Source organism: Paenibacillus polysaccharolyticus (assembly GCF_023714295.1).
GTDB lineage: Bacteria > Bacillota > Bacilli > Paenibacillales > Paenibacillaceae > Paenibacillus > Paenibacillus polysaccharolyticus_A.
Genome location: NZ_JAMAUN010000001.1, coordinates 1,301,692 through 1,318,287, shown reverse-complemented (window position 1 = coordinate 1,318,287; position 16,596 = coordinate 1,301,692). Strand labels below are relative to the sequence as shown.

Annotated in this window: 12 protein-coding genes and 3 pseudogenes; 3 read left to right on the top strand and 12 right to left on the bottom strand. The window is 42.9% G+C overall.

The features are described 5' to 3' along the window. Window positions 1-53: 53 nt before the first annotated feature. Together M3629_RS06250 and M3629_RS06245 are read left to right on the top strand one after the other, a co-directional pair. Window positions 54-1,781: a cellulase family glycosylhydrolase gene (locus M3629_RS06250; RefSeq protein ID WP_435368180.1), complete on the top strand. Its 1,728-nt coding sequence runs from the start codon at window positions 54-56 to the stop codon at window positions 1,779-1,781. Window positions 1,782-1,839: 58 nt separating this feature from the next. Then, a complete protein-coding gene (locus tag M3629_RS06245) occupies window positions 1,840-2,739 on the top strand; it encodes a manganese catalase family protein (RefSeq protein WP_090924024.1) in 900 nt (299 codons plus the stop codon). Window positions 2,740-2,823: 84 nt separating this feature from the next. On the opposite strand, the gene M3629_RS06240 is transcribed toward M3629_RS06245, so the two are convergent. The 5 genes and pseudogenes from M3629_RS06240 to M3629_RS06225 all read right to left on the bottom strand — a co-directional run bounded on the left by M3629_RS06240 (window position 2,824) and on the right by M3629_RS06225 (window position 8,731). Continuing rightward, entirely contained in the window at window positions 2,824-4,809 is a 1,986-nt protein-coding gene (locus M3629_RS06240) for a sucrose-specific PTS transporter subunit IIBC (RefSeq protein ID WP_251503330.1), read from the bottom strand. Between the two features lie 26 nt (window positions 4,810-4,835). Then, window positions 4,836-6,326, bottom strand: a complete 1,491-nt coding sequence (locus M3629_RS06235) for a glycoside hydrolase family 32 protein (RefSeq protein ID WP_251503329.1) — start codon at window positions 6,324-6,326, stop codon at window positions 4,836-4,838. Between the two features lie 176 nt (window positions 6,327-6,502). Then, window positions 6,503-7,486: a LacI family DNA-binding transcriptional regulator gene (locus M3629_RS06230; RefSeq protein WP_251503328.1), complete on the bottom strand. Its 984-nt coding sequence runs from the start codon at window positions 7,484-7,486 to the stop codon at window positions 6,503-6,505. 336 nt (window positions 7,487-7,822) lie between these two features. Beyond that, a pseudogene (locus tag M3629_RS28810) lies at window positions 7,823-8,029 on the bottom strand (IS3 family transposase); the annotation flags it as partial. Window positions 8,030-8,152: 123 nt separating this feature from the next. Beyond that, the gene (locus M3629_RS06225) at window positions 8,153-8,731 is read right to left on the bottom strand and encodes a hypothetical protein (RefSeq protein ID WP_251503327.1); all 579 of its coding nucleotides are present in this window, start codon (window positions 8,729-8,731) and stop codon (window positions 8,153-8,155) included. 299 nt (window positions 8,732-9,030) lie between these two features. Here M3629_RS06225 and M3629_RS06220 point away from each other — a divergent pair, with 299 nt between their 5' ends. Beyond that, window positions 9,031-9,330 carry a hypothetical protein gene (locus tag M3629_RS06220; protein WP_251503326.1) on the top strand — a complete coding sequence of 100 codons (300 nt, stop codon included), beginning with the start codon at window positions 9,031-9,033 and terminating at the stop codon, window positions 9,328-9,330. Between the two features lie 223 nt (window positions 9,331-9,553). Here M3629_RS06220 and M3629_RS06215 read toward each other — a convergent pair. From M3629_RS06215 to M3629_RS06185, 7 genes and pseudogenes are all read right to left on the bottom strand, one after another. Next, window positions 9,554-9,736: pseudogene (locus M3629_RS06215) on the bottom strand (terminase B); the annotation flags it as partial. A gap of 209 nt (window positions 9,737-9,945) precedes the next feature. Next, on the bottom strand, window positions 9,946-10,671 hold the full coding sequence (locus M3629_RS06210; protein ID WP_251503325.1) for a hypothetical protein: 726 nt from the start codon (window positions 10,669-10,671) through the stop codon (window positions 9,946-9,948). 116 nt (window positions 10,672-10,787) lie between these two features. Further along, a complete protein-coding gene (locus M3629_RS06205) occupies window positions 10,788-11,492 on the bottom strand; it encodes a hypothetical protein (RefSeq protein ID WP_251503324.1) in 705 nt (234 codons plus the stop codon). Between the two features lie 279 nt (window positions 11,493-11,771). Then, window positions 11,772-12,290: a hypothetical protein gene (locus tag M3629_RS06200; protein ID WP_251503323.1), complete on the bottom strand. Its 519-nt coding sequence runs from the start codon at window positions 12,288-12,290 to the stop codon at window positions 11,772-11,774. A gap of 312 nt (window positions 12,291-12,602) precedes the next feature. Further along, window positions 12,603-13,167, bottom strand: a pseudogene (locus tag M3629_RS06195) (terminase B); the annotation flags it as partial. Window positions 13,168-13,451: 284 nt separating this feature from the next. Then, window positions 13,452-15,125, bottom strand: coding sequence for a ribonuclease J (locus M3629_RS06190; protein WP_251503322.1), 1,674 nt, complete (start codon window positions 15,123-15,125; stop codon window positions 13,452-13,454). Window positions 15,126-15,680: 555 nt separating this feature from the next. Then, entirely contained in the window at window positions 15,681-16,286 is a 606-nt protein-coding gene (locus M3629_RS06185; protein WP_251503321.1) for a hypothetical protein, read from the bottom strand. Between the last annotated feature and the right edge of the window lie 310 nt (window positions 16,287-16,596).

Here is a 16,596-nt window from a genome sequence, read left to right as displayed (position 1 = left end):
GCTTTCAGTATTTTAGGTTCATCATCTTGATTTTAAAAAAGGAGATGTTATTGATGCCAAAAAAACGAAAGTCCATCCTCTCGATCACCGTTGTTGCCGCCTTGGTTCTGTCTATGTTCTCCACGGCCATGGCCTCTGCTGCAACAAGCTCCCACGAACCCGACAGTAAACCAGCCCCCGTAAGTAAAATGCAAACTTATGTTAATGCAATGGAACCAGGCTGGAATCTGGGTAACTCGCTGGATGCAGTCGGGGATGATGAGACGGCTTGGGGCAATCCGCGCATTACGAAAGAGCTGATACAATCGATTGCCGATCAAGGGTACAAAAGCATTCGTATACCCGTTACCTGGGAAGCGCACATCGGTGACAAACCGGATTACAACATTGACGCGGCTTACATAAATCGGGTTCAGGAGGTCGTAGGCTGGGCGCTTGATGCCGACCTCTATGTCATGATCAATCTGCATCATGATTCCTGGCGCTGGATCAGCACCATGGAGAAAGACTATGATCACGTTCTTGCGCGTTACAATGCCATTTGGACGCAGATTGCAAACAAGTTCAAGGATGCACCCGAGAAACTGATGTTCGAGAGTGTCAATGAACCCCGGTTCACCGAAGGTGGCACTACGAATGCAGATACCGGATACCGCATGCTGGATACGTTAAATACTTCTTTTCATCATATCGTAAGATCGTCCGGCGGTAACAATGATACCCGTCCACTTGTACTGCCTACCATGCATACTTCATCGGCTCAGCCTGATCTGGATGCGTTGAATCAGACGATTCAAAAGCTGGATGATCCTAATCTCATCACTACCGTACATTATTACGGGTTCTGGCCTTTCAGCGTGAACATTGCGGGATTTACCAAATTCAACGATGAAGTACAAAAGGACGTTACCGATACGTTTGATCGTGTGCACGATGCCTTTACAGCCAAAGGTATTCCAGTCATCATCGGTGAGTACGGTTTGCTCGGATTTGACCAGCATACAGGTGTGATTGAACAAGGTGAGAAATTGAAATTTTTTGAATTCGTTGGACATTATTCCCGGCAAAAACAGATGACAACCATGCTTTGGGACAATGGACAACACTTTGGACGCACCAGCTTTACCTGGTCAGATCCACAACTGTTTAATATGATTCAGGCGAGCTGGAACGGACGTTCCTCCACCGCAGAGACCGATCAGGTTTATCTAAAACAACATGAACCCGTTCAGGATGTGAAAATTAATCTCCATTTGAATGGAAATCGCTTCTTTTCTCTGAAAAATGGCTCAACTCCACTTCTACGAGGTAAAGATTACTCGATTCGAAACGGTGTACTCACTTTAAAATCAAGCCTGCTAACCCGATTAACTGCTGAAAGCAAGCTGGGGGTAAATGCCACACTGACAGCCGGATTCAGTGCAGGTGCAGACTGGACGTTGAATATTATTCAATACAACACACCTGTTATAAATGACGCGCAGGGTACAACCAGTGCTTTCGCTATTCCTGTCACATTTGGTGGCGATCAACTCGCAACGATGGAAGCGACCTATGCCAATGGAGAAAATGCCGGCCCTCAGAACTGGACGTCATTCAAGGAATTCGCCTATACGTTTAGCCCGGATTATGATCGTAACGTCATTGAACTGAAACCTAACTTTTTTAACGAAACCAAAGATGGCGAAATCCAGCTCAAGTTCCATTTCTGGAGTGGTACTGTCATTGAGTATACCCTTACGAAAAAAGGCTCCATCGTAGAGGGCGCAACATTAGATTGAATAACGTACAAGTCAACCTTCATACCTTGATTGTAATGAGGATTGAGGAGGAATTGACATGTTTAAACGTGTAGATCGCCTTGCCATTGAATTGCCTATATCGAATAATCCCGACCCCAACGGAGCAAGTGCCGTACAGGAATTGCTCGGTGGAAAATATGGCGAGATGTCAACGCTGAACAATTACATGTATCAGTCGTTTAACTTCAGAGGCAGATCCAAGCTACGTCCCTTCTATGACATTGTTGCCAGTATTACGGCAGAAGAATTCGGTCATGTCGAACTTGTCGCGAACACGATTAATTTGATGCTTGAAGGTTCAACATCACCTGGCGAACCAGACTCCACACCGCTTCGCATAGCCAAGGATTTACGTATGACTTCGCATTTTATTGAATCCGCGCAGACGGCACTGCCCTATGATTCCATGGGAAGACCTTGGAATGGCTCGTATGTTTTTAGCAGTGGTAACTTGATTTTGGATCTGCTGCATAATTTCTTTTTGGAATGTGGTGCAAGAACACACAAAATGAGAGTGTACGAAATGACCGACAACAATACGGCTCGTGAGATGACAGGTTATCTGCTTGTCCGGGGCGGTGTGCACATTCTGGCATACGCCAAAGCGCTGGAGATTGCGACCGGGGTTGATGTGACGAAGCTGATTCCTATCCCCTCTCTTGACAACAAAGCGTTTGAGACCACCCGCAAATGGGAAGCGATGGGTGAACAAAGACGATTGTACACGTTCAGTGACAAGGATTATCAGCAGATTGCCCAGATATGGAAGGGTGTGCATCCTACCGACGGAGGTAAACTGGAGGCCTTTGCAGGTTTACCGGGTTACGGAGGGCCCATTCCCGAGCTTCCTGATCTACCGGAAGAATTTGCTCCTGGAATATCACCGGAGGACTTTCTTCAGATTGCTGAACGACTTAAGCGGAATGCCGGATTATAATAGGATTAGAAAAAAGGGAAACCTGCGGAGGATGAATCCACCCGGTTTCCCTTTTTTTGTAGCTCTTATTTTACATGATATTTACTATTGTGGCTTTGTAAACTCCACCGTCAGTACCTTTTTCTCATTCGCCTGCACGATACCACTTGTTATCGCTCTCACAGAAGCAATAAACTCATTCCCGCTCGGGATCAGCACAGGAGTAATCAACGGCAGTCCAGCCTCCTCGATGATATCCATATCAAATTCAATGAGTAGTTGTCCAGCAAGCACGGAATCCCCGCTTTTCACATGAGTAACAAAGCCTTTTCCTTTCAGACCGACGGTATTGATACCGATATGAACTAGCAGTTGAACTCCTGTCTCGTGCTCTAAAATAACCGCATGTTTACTCTTATCCATGACATGGGCCACAACGCCATCAAACGGAGCAAAAACTTTGCCTTCGGAAGGCTCGATGGCGAAGCCCTCTCCCATATGTTTTTCCGCAAATGCCGGATCAGGTACCTGCTCCAGTTCAACGAGTGTACCATGGATCGGGGATGCGATCTCCAACTGCCTCACTTTGGGACGGGATGCAGCATTGACCGATTCCGTTACCGATGTAGAAGTAGATGAAGTTACGTCCGATGCGGAAGGTTCCGTCGTTGATTCCACAGACGAACCGTTACCGGAAGCTGTCTCAACAGCTTGATCTTTATAACCAAAGAACCATGTCAGTGCAAAAGCAATCGCCATTGCCGTTACGTTGGACAAAATGTACAAAGGCAATTGACTATTCAGATATAGCAGTGTTCCGGGAATTACCGTTACTGCCATACCCGTACCTTGCAGATGAAAGAGTGAAGCGATGAAACCACCAACGGCTCCCCCGATCAGGCCCATTACAAATGGTTTCATATAACGCAGATTCACACCAAAGATGGCGGGTTCAGTGATACCAAGGAATGCAGATAACGATGAAGGAAGCGCGAGTGCTTTGAGCTTCATATTTTTGGTTTTCAGACCCACCGCAAGACATGCCGCTCCTTGTGCAGCCATCGCACATGTAATAATCGCGTTAAACGGATTGAAGCCCGTTTTTTCAAGTAATTGAATCTCCAGAAAGTTAAAGATATGATGTACACCCGTAACCACGATGATCTGATGGAAAAAACCGATAATAATGCCTGCGATTCCGTAAGGCAGATCGAGTACAGCCGTTGTTCCATGCAGAACCCACTCTTCAAGTGAGTGAAATACAGGACCAATAGCGAAAAGTCCTAGCGTAATCATCACCGTTAGCGTAATGAATGGAGTCAAAATCAAATCCAGTGCCTCAGGCACACGTCTACGCAATACTTTTTCAAACTTTGCACCGAGTAAACCTACAAAAAAGGCAGGCAGGACCGATCCCTGATACCCTACGACGGGGATAAACCCGAACATATGCAAGGGTTGTGCCGAGCCATCAGCTACAGCATAAGCATTCGGCAGCGCTGGATTCACCAGCATCAGACCAAGTACAATCCCGAGCACGGGGCTCCCGCCGAATACGCGGAATGCAGACCAGGCGACAAGCGCAGGCAGGAATGCAAAAGCCGTATCCGTTAGAATCTGCGTGAACAGCAAAAAGTTTGGCGATATGTCATCAGGCGTTGCGCCGAACCACGCCAGAATTTCATTTTGCGTAAGCAGACCGCGCAGCCCCATGAATAGCCCTGTCGCTACCAACACAGGAATAATCGGAACAAAGACATCACCAAATGTGCGAATAGCCCGCTGGAATGCATTGCCTTCCTTTTTCCCCTGACTCTTCACATCTTCTTTCGATGTCCCTTCAATCCCCTGCTTCTCAACCTCTTCAAAAATTCGGTTGACCGTACCTGTGCCGAAAATAATCTGATATTGTCCCGAGTTGAAAAAGGCACCCTTCACCTTGTCAATGTTCTCGACTTGTTTCTGATCAATCTGCTCTTTATCCTTCACCATGATGCGAAGCCGCGTTGCACAATGTGCAAAGGAGGCGATATTGTCTTTTCCCCCGACAGCCTGGATGACCTCTTTAGCAATACGCTGATTATCCGACATGTTGTCTCATCCCTCTCTCATTCAATCTAAACATTCCACATAGCCGCTCTGAAATCCGCCTTGCCTCCGTGTGCAAAAAATCGAATATCCGTACTATCCCGGCTTGGGAAGATTCGGCTAGTGAAGACTTCCTGTCCATCGTTGACAAATATCTCAACCGAGGACGAATCCACAAACATATGCAGCTTGATTACAGCATCTACATCTATATCTTCATCCAAAGTACAGGTGCGAATGGTGCCATTGGCTTCAGATAGTGTCGCACCAGACTGACTGCGATCCAATATAAGTTTGCGCTGAATGCGATCATACTGAATGACCGTTTTCTCCGTATCGCTCGCCCGGAACTCAATGCCCACAAGGTCTGCATCGTTCTGGCTAATCTCACATTGGAGTTCGTAAGCGATACCATTAAAGCCTGCAAAGGATCGGCTTTCATTGCTAAGCGAGTCCTGAGTCCGAATACCTTGCTGATCCTTGCGCAGCTGAGCCATTTCAGGAACGGGTCGCTGAATAAGCTTGCCGCCTTGAATCGATAATTGCCGTGGAATCGTTAAACAATGGGCCCAGCCACTGTCATCTGTGGGATACGCCAGATCAGGCAGTCCCATCCATGCAACCAGAATTCGTCTTCCGTCTGGGGATTGCATCGTTTGCGGCGCATAAAAGTCAAATCCACGATCCAGTTCCTCAAACTCGCCATGTGTGAATTCTCTCGTATCCAGGTTTAGAGGTTCACCAATGAGGTATCCCGATTGATAAATGTTTTGGTAGCGGTCTGATTCGGCCGGAATGCCTTGTGGTGAGAAGATGAGTACTCCTCGCCCTTTAAGCTCCAGATAGTCGGGGCATTCCCACATGTAACCGAAGGAAGACAATGTTGTGCCGATCTCCCCAAGAAACTGCCAATGTTTCAAATCTGCCGAGCAATACAGAACCGTGCATCCTGTCTCATCCGTACGCTGGGCTCCAATGACACCATAATAGACATCTTCGTGCAGCCACACCTTCGGATCTCGGAAATGTTCGGTATATCCAGTCGGTACGTCAGAAATGACAGGATGCTCGAATTTTGTGATTACATTCTGCTCATCCATGAACGCCAAGCACTGAAACGGATGTCTTATCCAATTCTCATCTCGCGTATTGCCTGTATAGATCAGGTTTAACATGCCATCTTTTTCAATCGCACTTCCGGAATACGCTCCGTGGGAGTCATAAGGAGTTCCGGGTTCAATCGCAATACCAACATTCTCCCAAGTCACCAAATTTTTAGAACGGGTATGATACCAGTATTTCATGCCGTGCTCCGTTCCAAGAGGGAACCATTGATAAAACAGATGGTAGTAACCTTCATAAAAGGAAAATCCGTTCGGATCGTTAAGCAAACCGGTTACGGGCTGAATATGGTAACCCTGTCTCCATGGACATGCAGCGATCTTAGCTTCCAGTGCGGCAATCTCTCCCGGTTCAGCTTGCTCAATCCGCCGATAGAGCTGCTCTCTTGTCATTTTCATACGTCATATCAATCTCCAATCATGATGCAAAATCAGAAGTTCCACTCTTAGAGGAACCGGTTCCAAATTAGACAAAAAAATAATTCCATACAACTATTGTTGCCGACCGGTGTCATCATTCTCAAACTAAAAACTAGAATGGAACCGGTTCGATGGAATTATCATAAAGGATCGATTTATATTTTGTCAACGCTTTCTCGGGGAATTAATTCAACATCCATAACGGTGTGCTGACTTACACTCTCCCCTTTAACCAGCTTGCTAATATGACTTGCGGCGAGTTTTCCGGCCTGCAAATAATGATATTTTACCGTAGTCAGTGTCGGATGAATCATTTCCGTGATATCGTATCCGCCGAACCCGGCTACTGACATTTGCTGCGGGATGCGGACTTTTTGAAAGGACGCGGTTTTCATGACGCCCATCGCAATATTATCTGTCGCTGCAACGATAAGAGAGGGCCTGTTTTCTTGCAAAATCTCCGCTGCCGTAAGCACTGCCTCTGACATTTTGAAGCTCGTTTCATAATACCTCACCGTACAATCACTGCACTCGTCAATGGCACGTTTAAACCCTTGTTTACGATGGATACCTACAGCCTGGTCCTTCTCGCTTACCCCCATGTACACGATGTCCCGGTGTCCCTGTTCCACAACATATTTGCCCATCAGATACCCGGCTTGTTCGTCGTTGTGAATGAGACTGTGCAGTAACTCATGCTGCTGTCCTACCAGTAACACGGGAAGCTGGATGTCTTCTATGGCCTTCAGGTGTGCATCCGTTATTTCAGCGGCAAGCAGGATGATCCCCGATACTTTTTGTCTGGCAAAATCATAAATGGCATCAATCTCACGCTGCATATCCTGACTCGTATTGGCGATGAGCATCTGATATTGCAACCCTCTTAGCTCCTCATCAATGCCGATCAGTGTCTGTGATGTCGCATAGGAATCCAGCCTTGGAACCACTGTACCGATAATGCTGGTCTTTTTGGCTTTGAGACTCTGTGCAAAGGTATTCGGAACATAATTATATTGTTTAATAATACGCTCAATCTTCTGACGGGTATCTTCGCTAACCGATCCGCCATTCAGGAAACGGGACACGGTACTCTTCGCCACGCCTGCCATTTGAGCAATATCTGAAATCGTTTTATTCATAAGAAACTCCTCTTGATCTAAATGAATTGCAATAAATTGATTTACACGTTTCACTTCGATGACAGAATAACCTTCCAACCGCTGTTATCCCCAGATTTTATGAATTCCCCTTCCAAAGGTAAAAATCTGGTGATAAGCATATGCTTCCGAGGCAGCTTTCTTTCAGAAAGCTTTTAGGCGGCCGCTCCTCTTTTCCAGGTTTTTTCTGTCCTCTCCGTTTTTGTGTAAATAATTAGTCTAAATTATTTATAAATCATTCATTTATGTATTATAACTCGAATCACAAACCTCAGCGAGTATGGGCAGTACCCTATGTGAAGGACATTTCTAAAAAGACTACACTGCTTTAAGAAAATGATCTCTGTATAGTACAAGGGTCATCCTTTTTAGGTTCCAATGGTATCTATAGTGATTGTAGTAGGTTATATAGGATTTAATTCTCGTTTAACTGTGTCAGCTTTTCAACGAAGTTTCGTCCTTAAAATAACCAAAGAACGATCCCTGTGGTGCATTACCTATACAGTTCCCACGTCTGAACATGGATTACCCAACACTCACCATACGAATCATCCACCATCGGATTAAATTCCTCATAAATGAAGGTCGGTGTATCAATCTTCTTGTATTGACCAAACCATTCCTCGCCAGATTGAGGACGTGGATTCTTCACATACTGCCAAGGGACAACCTGTCTGTTCCATTCTCCCTCCGAAACCAAATCGTCGCTGGATCAACCGGAATAATATCAATCACATCATTACACCGTTCATTCAAAACAACTTCTCCTGCACAAGCCCCGCGAACCATGATCATCATACGCTGGATTGTGTCCAATTTATCCAATGATCTTCCGTGTAGGTAACCCGGTGAAGGAAGCGGAGAGTCTAGCATATTTTTGATGGAGTCCCAAGCCTTCTGTCCGCTTTTGTCGTCACTGCCACTCTGCTTCTTGGCTGTAAACGAAAGTGCCGTATCTCCCATACGCAAGAAGTTGTATAGTGCATGAGATATGTCTGGATGAACAGAAATAAGAATCTCAAGCAATTCTTCCGCTGTGTGATTTTGAAGCTTTGTTAGATCAATATTGTGTGCACTCTGATATTTTTTCGGTAGCCAATTGAAAATATCCCATCCGTTTGATGATCTTGGCGTGGTCATTCTACCAATACCCACCATCTGACGCTTTACGGCGGCCGGAAGAACTGAATTCGCAAATGAATAAATAGCTTTATGATACCATTTCAATGTTTCACCTCCAGACATAAAAAAGAAGGCAGGAAAAGTTTCCTGACCTCCTAAAGTTCTTCATACTTCTATGGATTTATAATATCATCGAGTTATTATATCGAGTTACTATAATGTTACTACGGATTTACTCAGCAATAACATCATTCATCACCACCCCCAACAAATAAGAGCTACCTTGACAGAACATCACCTGAGAGCCCAATCGTGAATCTAAAAACAGAATGTATAATTATTTTATTTTATTAAAAAAATAATTAGGCAACATACTTTTTATAAAATTAAAGGAGGGTTTCGAGATGTCTATTGAAAGAATTGGAATCGATGGCGAAAATATGACTCGGGATGGCAAATGGTTCACTACATGGATCATCACTGGAAGCGACGCAGCCCCGAATGTCTCTTTAGCTGATATTAATGGAGTTCATGTGGAAACTGTTTATGCAAGAGGACAAAAGTTTGACACACTTCCAGGCGATCCATTAGGAGTAAGCCTTAGAGGTTTCTGCAAGTCTGATGTTCCCTCTAACTGCGCGATAGCTATCAATCTAGAACAGGATGGGTTAAAAGAACACACAGTAACCAAACCAAATAATTAAGGTGTTCGGATTTTAGAGTGGAAAGGGCTTATATCTCGCCCTTTCCATTTTTTCTATCAGGGTGGAAATAAATCGACACCAAGAAGTTCTCCACTCTCAGGCACTACGCCAATAGAGAACATCTTGAGCATGGGTAAATTTTCTCCTTCACGTAATTCATATCTATCTGCCCGATGATAATTAGATCTACGTTCTTTCGCAAGACCCTCTGGATTGTTTCATCTTACCTCTTTACTAATACACTGCCAATTGTTGGAAGGTTGATGTGTTGAAGTTCTTCTATCAAATATTTACCGAATGTAAGTACACAGGCATCTGCTCTATCCGGCGACTTTAATCCGCGCTTCTTCATGAACTCCTTGCTATCAAGGAGTTTTTTCCCCTTACTGGTCAATGACCATTTCTTGTATCGCTGATGACCGCCGACCAAATGCCCAGTACGTTCGTTCAAGACAATCTGCTCAACATAACCGAATTCATCTATGCTGCGGTGAAGCATTTCGTATTCAACATTCCCAGGCTGAAGGTCAACACGGGGGGCTGTAGGCTGCTACATTAATCTTATCGATTGGTACGATTCTGATGTTAATTTCTGTTTCAAAAGCCATCCTCGTATTAGGATGGCTTTGTGATAATATCTATTAGTTTTTGATGTCTTGGATAAAAACCGTGAATCTTAAGCATCATTAATCTGTGCTGGTTTTGTTCTGCTGCCATATATATCAGCCTAACTTCATCGTCTGTCGTATTCATGTTCACAAGATCATCCAAAAGATCTTTTTGTTCATTTTGAAGTTTATATCCTGCAATAAAACTTAATATAAAAAAGAATGTATTAAGGTAGCTTTGTAAGAAACCGGAATCCTCTGTAGGCTTCTTTGCTCCAACATATTGATTATATGAAACCATTATAGAAATCCCATGATATCCGGTGAGGCATTCACCGTTTAAATAATACTGCATTTCCTCTGCTCTTCTATTTTTAGTTTGAATAAGGTCGTTTACTATTCCCATTGCCATCTGAAGATCCAACAAGTTTTTTTGTCCTTCTAATTGATCAGCAGATCGAGCTGTTTCTTCTCTCTGCATTCTCAGTTCTTCTGTTTGCATTGTAATAGCTTCGCGCTGGAGAGCAAGTTCTTGCCTTTGAACCGTTATAGTATAAATAAGGCCAGCAAATGCAAGACCTGAAAACAGCGAATTAACCGCCCCAAACATATCTCCGAATGTCCCCGCTTCTAAAGACTGAGCGTTATACAATTTGGGTATGAGGTACCACGAAGCCCCCCACAATAAAATGATTGTTGCTACTACTGATCCAAAGAAAATATGCCGTTTCATTCACCCACTCCTTATACATACTGATAGAACCTCTTCCAGTATCAGACAATAAATGACATCAGTCAAGATATCGCGAGGATAAACAAAAAGCACCCGAAGGTGCTTGGGTGCTATCCCTACATTAAAGAATATTTCCCATTATTATTATAAACTTTCCCTTGTCGTACCAAGCGAGTCAACTCATCTTTCAATTTTGCTCGAGTTACACCTAATATCTTTATCAGCGGTTGATTCATTAATTCAGCTATTGAGTGTTCATTTCCATAACGTAGGAAAAAGAGAATCCTTTCACTTAGTTCGGTTACTTCCGAAAGATAGTTAATATTAGCATAATCTGAGATTCGATTGTTTGGAAGGATAAACGAGACTTTCTCCTTCAAAGATTTCAAATCACTATTAAGTTTTTGAGGGTTAATCGTCTCTTCATTCTCATATGCCTTCTCTATTTTCGAGATATTATCCTTCAAATCCTCCTGACTTTTCGAAATACTTTTCATAGTTTTTAAAAGTTGATCTTGAAGTTCCGATAACGTTCTGAGATTATCATTTGTTTGATTTAGGTTTGACTCCAAAGTTTCAGCAGTGTCCCTTAGATCAGAGATAGTTGAACGCTGACCAGCTATATCAACAATAGTCATGACAATTGCAACAACTGCTAATACGATAGAAGATGCAGTGGCCGCATTATTTAGTCCTATTCCCGCTTCCTCTTTATCCCAGATTGTCATTGCAAGAATTCCGAGAATAACTAACGTAAGACAAACAATTATGTAAATAAAGTGTAACTTGTTAACATAGTCTTTTGAATTTCGATTTTCCAAACAAATCCCTCCCTCAACACATGATATATCACGTCCTAATTTCCGACAATAAATTTATTCTGTCTAAGAATTGTGTTGAGTTGGTTTCAACGTTTGGGTAAGCTTCATATTCGTGCGTACGCTCACTCAGACGCTGTTCTCCGCTCTTCAATTGACCGATCTATGCAAACGTATGTTCTCATGTCAAGAGGCTCAGAACGGCGCACATTCTGTCATATGATAGAAAAAAGAGCCGTTTAATGTTGATCGGCTCTTTTTTCTATGATGTTCTCATATTATTTAAAAATCATTTTTGTTATTTGATGTAAGAACTTTATAATATGCATCGACTGGTTTTCCTGCATCCCCGCCTCCTTTAAAAGTTAATACATATCCTCCAGATCGTACTCCTTTTTCATATTCTTTAAATTGATAGCTTATAAAATCTCTATTATCTTTAGCTGGAACTGAAATTGTTTTATATGTGAAATTGGTGCCTACATGAGTTACAACTACATCTAATCTTGAGTTAGTTTTATTCTCTATATACACTTTAAGATATCCATATCCACCTTCTACTTCAAAATGTTTTTCAATACGCCCTTCTTTGGAAATTGCTGTTCCAGAAACATCATTAAATATCTTGTTAGGTGTAATAATTAAATCATCAAAATTACCTGACCGAGCAATTTCGGCAAAATCACGTACTGAACTAGAAGTTGGAACCGCCTCTGTATGTAGCGTAGTTGATGGAGCGGCAGATGCTGATGTTGCTAGTGCTAGAAATAGTCCTGACAATAACAATGCTTTTGCTTTCATCCAAAATTCCTTCTTTCTAATTGTATTATTATTACAATATAACCATAACATCATCTGTAAATATTTGCAACTTATACCTAATATTTAGTCTATTTAAAAAAATGTTAGTTTATTATTTATGTTTTTAGTACAAATAGGCCTGCTGCAAAACTGTTTAACACCATCCCATCTACCCCATACACATCCTTTGCATTTCTCCGGCTGCTTGTTGAGGCGAATGCGAATCTTCTTCCGTCTTCTGCTGATCATATATACCTCTAATAAAAAAGCCGATCCAGTGAAGGAACGACTTTTATGTGTTATATGTTAATCTGATCGGTCTCGATTGTGAGAGTCATAGAATTCTCCGCTGGTCCGAGTTGGGTTTCCACACATGAGCAGCTTATTGATTTCACCCGAGAGCGTGCCCAGAATAGCTTCCATGATACGATCTTCAACCCCCGAAGCTTCGTCCACAATGAAAAGCATGTAGTCTTCAGGGAAACCCTACATGTTCTCGGGCTTGGTGGCTGTACTGGCCGTAGCAAACCACCGTTCCTTATAATATCGCGTGTAAATCATCGTTTTGAACCACTTGAGTATTCGCTTGAGTAGAGGATTCTTACCTTGCCATTTACTTATCTCTGTCCTTAAGACATCGTGAAGCTGTTGACGTCTCGGAGCTGTACATATCACCTTAGGAAATGGAAAGCACAAGAGAAACCCAAAGTGCTACCGCCGCCTCAAGCCCCACCTTTCCTACGTCTTGACCCGATCGTACAGACACCTGTGGGTTCCCAGCGATAGGCTGTACCTTTCTCATTTCATCACCTTCTCTGGACCATGTTTCAACTTCCAGCAGCACGGCACGAATGCAGAACTGAACAACAGCGTCCATGTCCTTACGCAGCAACCTCTACATTTTTCTGTTTGTTTCTCTGAAAGCCTCGGAATAGCCGGTTCATTCCAGCTGTAAAAATGACCTTCCATACTCTTCCCTACAAAAATGTCTGAAAAACGCTTAGGTCATTCTGACGTGAGCAGTGCGAAATTTTGAACTAGCAAGAAGTGGCCAGAGGCCGAAAAATAAAACTTTTGTCGTCTAATAGTGGTCACCTTGATTCATGAACTTGAAATTCTCCTTCTATATCAATATTTTCGGTTAGCTCTTCACTCTATGAATCAAACCTCAATAATAATCGGTAAAATCATCGGCCTGCGCTTGGTTTGTGCATAAATGTAATGACCAATCTCATCCTTCAGCTTCCGTTTGATCACATTCCATTGATTGACCCCGGCACCCGTTAATTCATCCATCCGGCTAACGACCCGTTCATGAATCTCCTTCATGAATTGTTCTGAGTCCTTCACAAAAACAAAACCTCTAGAGATGATCTCCGGGGAGGCAACCATTTGTTTTTCTGTTTTGCTGAGCGTGGTTACAATAACTAGCATCCCATCCGATGATAGCTGCCTGCGATCCCGAAGCACAACATTGCCAACGTCACCGATAATAAGCCCGTCCACCAAGCTGTTACCTGAGGCAATCTTCGGACCCAATGAAGCTGTCCCGTCCCTATATTCCACCATATCTCCATTATTGACGATAAACACATGACTTTGCTCAATTCCTACAGATTCTGCAAGCAATCTGTGCTGGTACAGCATCCGGAATTCGCCGTGAATCGGTACCAGATAATCCGGTTTCATCAGTGTAAGCATCAGTTTCAGCTCTTCCTGACTGCCGTGACCTGATACGTGCATGCCCGCCGCTCCGCTGGAGCCGTAAATTACACGAGCGCCCAGAACATATAGATTGTCGATGACATGGGCGAGGTTTCTTTCGTTGCCAGGTATAGCTCCTGCTGCAATGATAACCGTATCTCCCGATTCAATGCTAACTTGAGGATGTTTGCCCGCAGCCAGCCGGGACAAAGCAGCCATCGCCTCCCCCTGACTTCCCGTACATAACACTACCACCTGCTCACGCGGAAACTGTCCTGAATCAACGGCCTCAATTAATAGCCCGTCAGGAACATCGAGATATCCGAGTTCACTTGCCACATTTACGACGTTAATCATGCTTCGTCCAAGCAGTGCAAGCTTGCGGCCAGTCTGAAATGCAGCATTCACGATCTGCTGAACTCTGCTGATATTGGATGCGAAGGTAGAGATAAACACCTTTTGCTTCGCACGAATAAAAGCATCCAGAATATGATCTCCGACAACACGTTCTGAAGGAGTAAAACCCGGTCTTTCGGCATTGGTACTCTCGGAAAGAAGCACATGCACCCCTTGTTTCCCAATCTCAGCCATGCGGTGTAAATCCGGGAAAGGGCCGTTTACAGGGGACATATCAAATTTGAAATCGCCCGTGTGAACCACATTGCCTGCCGGCGTCTGAAAGAAAATACCCAGACAGTCCGGAATACTGTGACTCGTTGCGAAAAATGAGACGGCGATACTCCCAAGCGTGATCTGCGAGTTTGCATCAATGGTGTGCAGATCGGATTGACGTAGCAGGTTATGCTCTCTCAATTTCAACTCAATTAGACCTCGTGTTAGCCTGGAAGCGTAGACGGGAATATTGATTTGTTTTAAAAGATACGGAATTCCTCCAATATGGTCTTCATGTCCATGCGTGACAACAAGGGCCTTTACTTTATCCTGATTTTCGAGCAGATACGTCACATCCGGCACGATAAGATCAATGCCCGGCATCGTTTCATCGGGAAACTTCGAACCACAGTCAATCACAATGATGTCTTGATCATATTGAATCAAATACATGTTTTTACCGATTTCATTCACGCCGCCAAGTGCAGCAACATACAGTTTGTTATGAGCAAACTTCAATATACCTTCACCCGCCTCTGTATAGTGATCCTCAATTTCTTCTTGTGTATCCCTAGTATGGAAAGAATCGCTTTGGTTATGCATAAGTATGTATGTATACCAAAAAACCACATACGGAACGTTCGTTCCGACGTGGTTTAAGAACGTTAGTTAATTTATATGACCAAATGAGAATTCAAGTTATTATTAAATATTAAACAAGAAAAAAAGCCTTTCTTGAAACAAGGCTTAATCAGTAACTGCTCTGTATTTTATAATCGTTTATTATCATTCTTCTTTCTCTTTGAAACTAACCAGGTAATAACAACGACTACTGCAATAAAAAAAATAATGGCTCCGGAGACACCAACTATAATTGTCGTATCTGCACTAGAAATACCAAACCCCCCTCTCCTTTAAATGTAGGATACTTAAAGTATACTTTAATCAATTCAACTTTATGAAGTAAAAACTAGATATAAAGTAATTAAATATTAACTCTCATTTTTGGTCCAATAAAAGAAGTCCTCCCACGTTATAAGTTCAGGGGGACCTCTTTCATGATTCATTGAGGGCTTAGTTATAATATGTCGTTATTAAACCGCCATCTGTAATTTTAGTCCACAAAAGACAGGTAGCAGATTTAATTTGTATCCACATATTATCGAATATCTTCGCTTCAGCTGAAGCATTAATTTCAGCTGGGAAACTAGCCGTCGAAGTAGCACGAGAAATGCTTAATTTAGCATCGCTAAATGTTGTAAACCATCCGCTATATTGATGATTTCTTGGGTTTGATATCTTCCAATGTGTCCCTGACTTTTCCACATCAAAATCGTAGCTCATATTTATAGCCATTCCATCATACGAAGCTGTCCATGTACCTGGATACACTTTTACAGAATCACTGCTTCCTCCAGACAAGGGTGTAATATTATCACTAGGAGTATATCTCATTCCTATAGTGTACGGATTTCCTTCAGTGTCCTTGTATTGTCTAATTTGGATAAACGGCTCTGTTGGATCTACTGAACTTATGTTGAAATCAACATGTGTATTTGTTGAAAGATCTACAGTAGGTGTAGATTGCCCCGCAGTAGCATTGCTGGTAGCTGGCGAGAACCCAACAAACAATGAAAAGCCAAGAGCTAAACTGGTAATAATTTTTAAAATCTTTTTCAAAATATCATCTCCTTAAATATTGTATGAAGCTCATCTTGATAGACATGCTGTTAAGTACGTAAAGCATAGTTTACTACGGCCCCCTAACACACAACTTTGAATTACATAAATGTAAAATAATTCACTATATTACAATTCGATTTATTTACTGGAATACCTTTGTCGAAGCATGTATAATACTGTCATATTGACTAAAAAATAAATTACATATGCAGAAAGTATTTTAAAAATGGAGAATAGCAGTAAGGTTACTGGGCCTGCAAGCTACCATTCAGCTGTCGACAAATAACATCGATCAACCTGTATGATC

Bases quoted from the DNA above. Each gene is read 5' to 3' on its own strand.
- M3629_RS06235 (WP_251503329.1), bottom strand. From the start codon at position 6,326: ATGAAAATGACAAGAGAGCAGCTCTATCGGCGGATTGAGCAAGCTGAA.
- M3629_RS06200 (WP_251503323.1), bottom strand. From the start codon at position 12,290: ATGAAAGCAAAAGCATTGTTATTGTCAGGACTATTTCTAGCACTAGCA.
- M3629_RS06230 (WP_251503328.1), bottom strand. From the start codon at position 7,486: ATGAATAAAACGATTTCAGATATTGCTCAAATGGCAGGCGTGGCGAAG.
- M3629_RS06240 (WP_251503330.1), bottom strand. From the start codon at position 4,809: ATGTCGGATAATCAGCGTATTGCTAAAGAGGTCATCCAGGCTGTCGGG.
- M3629_RS06220 (WP_251503326.1), top strand. From the start codon at position 9,031: ATGTCTATTGAAAGAATTGGAATCGATGGCGAAAATATGACTCGGGAT.
- M3629_RS06210 (WP_251503325.1), bottom strand. From the start codon at position 10,671: ATGAAACGGCATATTTTCTTTGGATCAGTAGTAGCAACAATCATTTTA.
- M3629_RS06250 (WP_435368180.1), top strand. From the start codon at position 54: ATGCCAAAAAAACGAAAGTCCATCCTCTCGATCACCGTTGTTGCCGCC.
- M3629_RS06245 (WP_090924024.1), top strand. From the start codon at position 1,840: ATGTTTAAACGTGTAGATCGCCTTGCCATTGAATTGCCTATATCGAAT.